Origin of the sequence: Streptomyces sp. NPDC019531 (genome assembly GCF_044903305.1) — a bacterium.
Taxonomy (GTDB): Bacteria; Actinomycetota; Actinomycetes; order Streptomycetales; family Streptomycetaceae; genus Streptomyces.
Window position 1 is genome coordinate 261,427 of sequence record NZ_JBJDQL010000008.1, and the last position, 8,146, is coordinate 269,572.

At 67.4% G+C, this 8,146-nt stretch carries 9 protein-coding genes and 1 rRNA gene; all 10 read right to left on the reverse strand.

Translation table 11 applies throughout. The features are described 5' to 3' along the window. Positions 1-96 precede the first annotated feature (96 nt). On the reverse strand, positions 97-1,149 hold the full coding sequence (locus ACI2L1_RS13585) for a lysophospholipid acyltransferase family protein (RefSeq protein ID WP_404739488.1): 1,053 nt from the start codon (positions 1,147-1,149) through the stop codon (positions 97-99). A 14-nt stretch (positions 1,150-1,163) separates the two neighbouring features. Further along, positions 1,164-2,225 carry an NAD-dependent epimerase/dehydratase family protein gene (locus ACI2L1_RS13590; protein ID WP_404739489.1) on the reverse strand — a complete coding sequence of 354 codons (1,062 nt, stop codon included), beginning with the start codon at positions 2,223-2,225 and terminating at the stop codon, positions 1,164-1,166. A gap of 210 nt (positions 2,226-2,435) precedes the next feature. Next, positions 2,436-2,534, reverse strand: coding sequence for a 30S ribosomal protein bS22 (locus ACI2L1_RS13595; RefSeq protein WP_003948845.1), 99 nt, complete (start codon positions 2,532-2,534; stop codon positions 2,436-2,438). A 177-nt stretch (positions 2,535-2,711) separates the two neighbouring features. Then, a complete protein-coding gene (locus tag ACI2L1_RS13600; RefSeq protein ID WP_016437488.1) occupies positions 2,712-2,921 on the reverse strand; it encodes a helix-turn-helix domain-containing protein in 210 nt (69 codons plus the stop codon). 129 nt (positions 2,922-3,050) lie between these two features. Next, entirely contained in the window at positions 3,051-3,866 is an 816-nt protein-coding gene (locus ACI2L1_RS13605) for a phosphatase (RefSeq protein WP_404739490.1), read from the reverse strand. 178 nt (positions 3,867-4,044) lie between these two features. Next, positions 4,045-5,217, reverse strand: coding sequence for an acetoin utilization protein AcuC (locus tag ACI2L1_RS13610; RefSeq protein WP_404739510.1), 1,173 nt, complete (start codon positions 5,215-5,217; stop codon positions 4,045-4,047). Then, on the reverse strand, positions 5,168-6,379 hold the full coding sequence (locus ACI2L1_RS13615; protein ID WP_404739491.1) for an MFS transporter: 1,212 nt from the start codon (positions 6,377-6,379) through the stop codon (positions 5,168-5,170). Before ACI2L1_RS13615 ends, ACI2L1_RS13610 begins: the two co-directional genes overlap by 50 nt. 66 nt (positions 6,380-6,445) lie before the next feature. Continuing rightward, positions 6,446-7,129, reverse strand: a complete 684-nt coding sequence (locus tag ACI2L1_RS13620) for a VC0807 family protein (RefSeq protein ID WP_404739492.1) — start codon at positions 7,127-7,129, stop codon at positions 6,446-6,448. Positions 7,130-7,198: 69 nt separating this feature from the next. Then, on the reverse strand, positions 7,199-7,843 hold the full coding sequence (locus ACI2L1_RS13625) for an HAD family hydrolase (protein ID WP_404739493.1): 645 nt from the start codon (positions 7,841-7,843) through the stop codon (positions 7,199-7,201). Positions 7,844-7,905: 62 nt separating this feature from the next. Then, positions 7,906-8,022 (reverse strand): 5S ribosomal RNA (gene rrf / locus ACI2L1_RS13630). Positions 8,023-8,146 lie beyond the last annotated feature (124 nt).

An 8,146-nucleotide genomic window follows, 5' to 3' on the forward strand; every position in this document is an offset into this window, starting at 1 on the left:
GGCTTCGGACAACTGCGCCGGACTCCGTCCAGCGGCTCCACCCGGCCGGGGCCCTCTCACCGCCACTGTCGGCTGGCGACCACGCCCCCAGTCGGCTCAGAAGAAGACCGACCTCCGCTGCACCAGCAACTTGTACAGCGTGTGCTGGATCTGTTCCCTTACCTGGTCGGTGAGGTTGAACATCAGCATCGGGTCCTCGGCGGCCTCCGGCGGATAGCCGTCCGTGAGGATCGGCTCGCCGAACTGGATCGTCCACTTCGTCGGCAGCGGGACAGCGCCCAGCGGACCAAGCCACGGGAAGGTCGGCGTCAGCGGGAAGTACGGGAAGCCCAGGAGGCGCGCGAGGGTCTTCGCGTTGCCGATCATCGGGTAGATCTCCTCCGCGCCGACGATCGAGCACGGGATGATCGGGGTGCGTTGGCGCAGGGCCGTGGAGACGAAGCCGCCCCGGCCGAAGCGCTGAAGCTTGTAGCGCTCGCTGAACGGCTTCCCGATGCCCTTGAAGCCCTCCGGCATCACGCCGACCAGTTCACCGCGCCCCAGCAGCCGTTCGGCGTCCTCCGCGCAGGCGAGGGTGTGACCGGCCTTGCGGGCCAGTTCGTTGACCACCGGCAGCATGAACACCAGGTCCGCCGCGAGCAGCCGTAGATGCCGGTTCGCGGGATGGTGGTCGTGGACGGCGACCTGCATCATCAGGCCGTCCAGCGGCAACGTCCCGGAGTGGTTGGCGACGATCAGCGCGCCACCCTCGGCCGGGATGTTCTCGATGCCCTTCACTTCGACCCGGAAGTACTTCTCGTACATCGGCCGCAGCAGGGACATCAGGACCTGGTCGGTGAGTTCCTCGTCGTAGCCGAAGTCGTCGACCTCGTAGTCCCCGGTGAGCCGGCGGCGCAGAAAGTCGAGGCCTCCCGCGATCCGCCGCTCCAGACCGCCTGCTTCGTTCGCCTGCTGCGGCGGCTGTTCCTCACGCGTCACAGGAACATCATCCTGCGCGGAAGGCCCGCTGGGCAGAGGCTGGACCTCACGGACCAGCGCGGGCTCGGGACCCTTGCGCCGGCTCCCCGCGCTCCGGCGCCGCGGCGGCCGCTGTACGGCGCCTGCGCGGGACCGGTCGTCGTCGAACGGAATGACCTTGGCGTCCGCCATCGTTGATGCGCTCCTCAGTTGGCGCTCTGCGTCGGGGGGTGGCCGCCGCCCGCGAGGGGCAGCGCGGCGATCCGGTCGACGGCCCCCGCGAGGGCCTCCGGCGGCAGCAGCCCGGGACCCTGGCTGCGCGCGAAGTCCGCGAAGGTCTCCGCCGTCGTGTACTTGGGCCGGAATCCGAGTGTTTCGCGCATCTGGACCGTCGACACGACCCGGCCATGGGTGAGCAGCCGGATCTGCTCGGGCGAGAAGTCCGTCACTCCCAGCGTACGGACCAGCGACCCGGCCCAGGTTACGGCCGGCAGCAGCAGGGGCACGGTGGGCCGCCCGAGCCGCCGGGAACACTGCGACAGCAACAGGACCCCGTCACCTGCGATGTTGAAGGTGCCGCTGTTCAGCGTGCCCCGCTCCTGCTCGTGCGAGGCGATCCTGAGGACCTCGATCACGTCGTCCTCGTGCACGAACTGCAGTCGGGGGTCGTACCCGAACACGGTCGGCAGCACGGGCAGCGCGAAGTACGAGGCGAGCGGGGTGTCCGCCGTCGGCCCCAGGATGTTGGCGAACCGCAGCACACACACGGCCACGTCAGGACGCCGTCGCGCGAACCCCCGCACATACCCTTCGACCTCGACCGTGTCCTTGGCGAAGCCGCCGGAGGGCAGGGACTTGGGCGGGGTGGTCTCCGTGAACACGGCCGGATCGCGGGGCGCGGAGCCGTACACGTTCGTACTGGACTTCACCACGAGCCGCTTCACGTTCGGCGACTTCTGACAGGCACCGAGCAGCTGCATGGTGCCGATGACGTTGGTTTCCTTGACCGTGGTCCGGCTCCCGCTGCCGAGCGCCATCGCCGTCACATCCAGGTGTACGACGGTGTCGGCGGCCGTCTCGGCCAGGACCCGCGCGATACCGGGCTGCCTGATGTCCGCCTGGATGAAGTCGGCACCGCCCAGATGATGCTCGGGTGCCACCGCGTCCACGGCGATCACCCGGTCCACCTGCGGGTCACGCTGGATTCGTCGTACGAACCGGCCCCCCAGCTGTCGGGCCACTCCGGTTACGAGCACGACCTTTCCCAAGATCAGCGCCTTCCTTCCAGCCCTCGCACAGCCCTAGTCCTGTGCCGCGTTCCCCGTGTGCCGCCAACTTAGCGGGTCGTCGTTGCGCTGTGATGACCGCACACTGCACGAGGTGACGACATCCACCCCACCGGCACGCCCTCCACACGCATGTGGCCCCCCACCGGCATTGGGTGGGGGGCCACAGACACGCTGCCTACGCGGCGTCGCCTACTTCTTGTTGCGACGCTGAACGCGCGTGCGCTTGAGCAGCTTGCGGTGCTTCTTCTTAGCCATCCGCTTGCGCCGCTTCTTGATAACAGAGCCCACGACTACCCTCGCTCACTTCTCATCACTCGGCGTTGGGCGCCATGGGCCCATACGACCTACAAGGGGTTAGCCTACCCGTCCGAGCGCTGAGGTCGTAATCGAGGTGAACCGGGGAGATCGAGCAGGGGGTCCACGAGTGCCCTGAGGCCCCCTGTGACCTCCCCGGAACTGTCACCGTCAGGCTGTCTCCACCCCCACGTAACTCTCGCGGAGGTACTCGTGAACCGCGTTCTCGGGGACGCGGAAGGACCGCCCCACCCTGATCGCGGGCAGATGACCGCTGTGCACCAGCCGGTACACGGTCATCTTCGACACTCGCATCACCGAGGCGACTTCCGCCACGGTAAGGAACTGAACCTCACTCAGAGGCCTCTGCTCAGCAGCCATGACACACCTGAACCTTCCGCACTCGACGGCCACCGGCTTCCCCTTCCGGTGACTCTTCGTCGCTGCGTGCTCACTCCCCAATGTAGGGGCGGGTGATGCAAGTGGGGAAGAGGTGCACCCATCGGCGGCCTACTGTGACAGACACGCTCGATTGAGTACGTAGCGGGTCAGCGGCCGGTAGTAATCAGACCGCACAGCGTCATCAAGTGGAACGACGACGGACACGGCCCCCTCAGCCTCCCCCACAAAGAGCGCGGGGTCATCCGTATCCGCGAGCCCAATGGCCTCAAACCCCAGCTGACCTGCCCCGCAGACCCAGCCGTGATCCCCGATCACGAGCTCGGGAAGCGGCCCGCCACTCTCCGCCGCGGCCGCCAGCGCGGTACGAACCGGGAGCGGCGAATGCGTGTGTACGCCGGTCTCACAACCGGAGCTCTTCGCGTCCGGTTCCCGCACGAGCGCGACTCCTCGTACGTAGTCAAGGTTGTACGTGCGTAGACCGAACCGGGTCGTTATGTCGACACAGAGACCATGCGCAGGGGTGAGGACGGTACATCCTGCCGCCGAGAGGGCGTCCGCGAGGGCGGCGTAGAACCCGAGCAGTCGGTGCGGATGCCCGGTCCCGAGGAGCACGGCCCCGCTGCGCTGGGCAACTGCCGCGAGCCGCTCCGCGAAGGCGTCGAGCGCGACGAGGGTTCGTTCAGGATCGATCACATCCCGGCCAGTTGTATGCCCAGGATCACCAGAAACCCCACATTTATCGGCCATAAGCCCGATCAAATCCCGCTCATTCCACGACCGCTCGGGATCAATCCCGATCATCACCCTCGGATCCCGAGCCGCGAACAACCGATAACTCCGCAGACTCTCCTCCCGAGAGGTGGCCACGGGCCCGGCCAGACGAGCGGCCAGCAGATGGGCACGAAGGGCACGGGTGCTCAACACGAGGGTGATGGTGGCGGATGGGGGTGAGGAAGGTGGGGGGATCAGAAAAACACCGCACAGTCGGAGTAACCCAGGGGCGCGGGGCTGTATCGATATGCGGCTCCGCCGCGTGGGCGCGACCAGCCACAAAGCACCCGCGGCCGCCCTACGACACAGCGAGGCACTTCCGTGGGCGCCCTCAGGCGAGGAGCCCCCGCAACGGAAAAACCGCCCGCCGAGTAGCCAGCACAGCCTGATCCAGCCGATCCGCAGGGTCGTACCCCGCATCCCACTCCGCATAGGACACCGGCCACCGCCCATCAGTCATCCGCACCGGCCCCAACTGCCGAGTCCGAGCGAACACCTCCTGCCGCCACCCCTCGGGAATCATCGCCTCAGGCTCAATGGCCCGCCCCGCGGCGATCCCCACCAGATGCGTCCAGGACCGAGGCACGACATCCACCACGGCGTACCCCCCACCCCCGAGCGCGATCCACTTCCCCCCGGCATACGAGTGCGCCAACTCATGACAGGCCACCTGCACAGCCCGCTGCGCATCCAACGACACCGCGAGATGCGCCAACGGATCCTCGAAGTGCGTATCGGCCCCGTGCTGCGTCACCAGCACATCCGGCCGAAAGTCGGCGATCAGCTCCGGCACGACCGCGTGGAACGCCCGCAGCCACCCCGCGTCCCCGGTCCCCGCCGGCAACGCCACATTCACTGCGCTGCCCTCCGCCGAGTCCGCCCCGGTCTCCTCCGGCCACCCGGTCTGCGGAAAAAGCGTCCGAGGATGCTCGTGCAACGAGATCGTGAGCACCCGCGGATCCTCCCAGAAGGCCGCCTGCACCCCGTCTCCGTGATGCACGTCGACATCCACATAGGCGACCCGCGAGGCCCCCAGCTCCAGCAGCCGGGCGATCGCCAGCGAAGCGTCGTTGTAGATACAGAACCCCGACGCACCCCCCGGCATCGCATGATGCAGCCCACCCGCGAAGTTCACCGCGTGCAGCGTCTCTCCGCGCCAGACGGCCTCCGCCGCCCCCACCGACTGCCCGGCGATCAGCGCGGAGACCTCATGCATCCGCTCGAAGGCCGGATCATCCATCGTCCCCAGCCCGTACGACTGGTCGGCCGCCGCCGGATCCACGGAAGCCGCCTTCACGGCCTCGACGTAGTCCTCCCGGTGCACGAGCCGCAACGTCGACTCGCCCGCCGCCTTCGCGGACACGACCTCCACGTCCCGGTCCAGCCCGAAGGCGTTCACCAGTCGCCGGGTCAGGTCGAGCCGGACCGGATCCATCGGATGGTCCGGGCCGAAGTCATAGCCCGTTACTGCCTCGTCCCACATCAGCTGTGCGCGACCGCTCATGCCCGCCACCGTATCGGTCCGGTTGAGCGGCGAACGACTTGGCGTACACCAGCGTCACCAGCACCAACACCATCGGCACGAGCATGGCCCCGCGATAGCTCCACGCGTCCCCCAACGCCCCCACCAACGGCGAACCGACCAGAAACCCCACGTAGTTGAAGACATTGAGCCGCGCCACAGCCGCATCCGACGCCCCCGGGAACAGCCGTCCGGCGGCCGCGAAGGTCTGCGGCACCAGCACGCACAACCCCACCCCCAGCAGCGTGAACCCGAGCATCCCGACCCACGCCCCGGGCGCCACGGCCACCACCGCGAACCCCCCGGCCGCCACCAGCGCCCCCAGCCGTACGACCGTCGCTGCCCCGAACCGCCGTACCCCGAAGTCCCCTACGGCCCGCCCGATCAGCGTGGTCACCATGTACACGTTGTACGGCACGGTGGACAGCTGCTCCGAGCTCCCGAGCACGTCCTGCAGATACTTCGCACTCCAGTTGGAGACGGTGGAGTCCCCGATGTAGGCGAAGGTCATCACCAGACACAACGGCAACAGCAGCTTGAAGACGATCGGTTCCCCGCCCGTCGCCTTCTCCTCCACGGCGGTGCCGTCCCCGTCGACGTACCAGCGACTCCCCACCAGACAGAGCGGCAACAGCACCACCACGACCGGCAGATAGGACACGAACAACGACAGATGCCAGTGCGCCCCCACCCAGGCGAGCGAGGCCCCCACGATCCCGCCGAGGCTGAACACCGCGTGGAAGCTGAGCATGATGCTGCGCCCGTACGCCCGCTGGAGGCTCACTCCGAGCATGTTCATGGACGCGTCGAGCATGCCCACGGCGAGCCCGAAGGCGGCGAGCGAGACACCCAGCTCCACCGTCGAGTCCCCGGACCCCACCCCGAGCAGCGCCAGGAGCACGACGGGCTGGGCGAACCGCAGCAGCCGACTCGGCGGTATTCGCTTCACCAGCTGCTCGGTGGAAACGCTCCCCGCCCCGGCGAGGATCGGCACGGCCGCCAGGAAGGCGGGCAGCAACGCGTCGGAGACCCCGTAGCGGTCCTGAATGGCCGGGATCCGCGTCACCAGCAAGGCAAAAGCCACACCCTGCGCGAAGAAGCCGAACGCCAGCGAGGCCCTACCGCGCCGCAGCACATCTGTCATGGCGGCGAGCGTAGGGCCCCAGCGTACTCGTGGGTAGATCCAGCCAAAGATGAATTTTCCTCAGCTTTATTTCGCGAGGGCGACCTCGGGCATCGCGGGGGCGCAGACCTTCGCCTCGGCGATGAGCATCCGGGCCATCGGTCCGGCGGCCAGAGCCCCGCTGACCAGGAAACCCACCGACATCGCCACGATCATGAGCACGGACCCGAGCCAGACCATCGTGTCCACGGGCAGCGTGTACGCGCCCACGATCCGCACGACACATTCGGCGAGCAGTACGACACCCCAGACGATCGAGAACACCCGCTCGGCCCGCCGGAAGTCCGCCGACCCGTCCTGGAGCCGCGCCCAGGCGGACTCACGCTCGGCGATCCCCTTCACCAGCCAGGGCTTCATCCCCGCGGTCATCATCGGCCTGCCCAGTGCCACAGAGACCAGGATGCCGATCCCGATCACACTGCTGACCCCGCTGTCTTTGGCGAGCATCAGCCGCGGATCGCCGGCCACGAAGCTGAGCAGCAGCCCCACGACGTTGACGACGAGGATGAGAGCGGCGAGACCGTTGACCGTCCGCTCCTTCACCGCACTCCAGCCGGTCCGCACGGCAGGAACGACACTGCTGAGAGCGAGTGCCATCAGCGTGCTCGTCCCGAGCCCGTCCTTGAGCAGGTAGTACGCCCCGATCGGCACCGCCACGTCCACGACCAGAGGAGCCAGGTTCGCACGCTTGGAGTTCGTCTTCGTCGTCATGCCCTCAGCTTCTCGTCCGGGGCCGGGTCGCCAGTAGAAACGATCGTCCGGACCTCGGCATGACAAATGTCAGACGAGCAGGTCCGCCAACTCACCCATGTCGGAGAAGAGTTGAGTGGCCCCCGCGAGCCTGTCGGCGGGCGTCATGGTGGTGAACCCGTACACGTCCATCCCGGCCGCGACGGCGGCCTGCACCCCCAGCGGACTGTCCTCGACGACCACACACCGGGCGGGCTCGCACCCCATCCGCTCGGCGGCATGGAGAAACAGATCCGGCGCCGGCTTCCCTCGCCCCACATCCTGGGAACTGAAGATCCGCCCCTCCTCGAACCACCGGTCAAGCCCGGTCGCCCGATGCCCCACCCGGATCCGCTCATGACTCCCGGAGGACGCCACGCAGTACGGCACCCCGTCCGCCGCCAGCTTCTCCAGTACGCCACTGACGCCGGCCACCGGCTGCAACTCCCGCTCGAACGCGGCGAAGACACGCGCATGGAAGACGTCGTCGAAGTCCTCCGGCAGCCGCCGCCCGGTCCGCTCCAGGACGAGGTCATGGATGCGGTGCATGGCGGAGCCCATGTAGTCCCGGATGGAGTCCTCGTAGGAGGTCGGGTGCCCGAGCTCGGTCAGATAGGCGGCGAGGTGACGGTTGGAGATCGGTTCACTGTCGACGAGAACGCCGTCATTGTCGAAGATCACAAGGTCGTAGCGCATGTTCACGACCCTAAACGCAGAAATCCCCCGTGCCGAATGGCACGGGGGATTTCTCAAAAATTGTTCGGCGGTGTCCTACTCTCCCACAGGGTCCCCCCTGCAGTACCATCGGCGCTGTAAGGCTTAGCTTCCGGGTTCGGAATGTAACCGGGCGTTTCCCTCACGCTATGACCACCGAAACACTATGAAACTCGACCGGGAACACGACACGGTCGTTGCCTCAGAACTAACACAGTGGACGCGAGCAAATATGGACAAGCCCTCGGCCTATTAGTACCGGTCACCTCCACCCATTACTGGGCT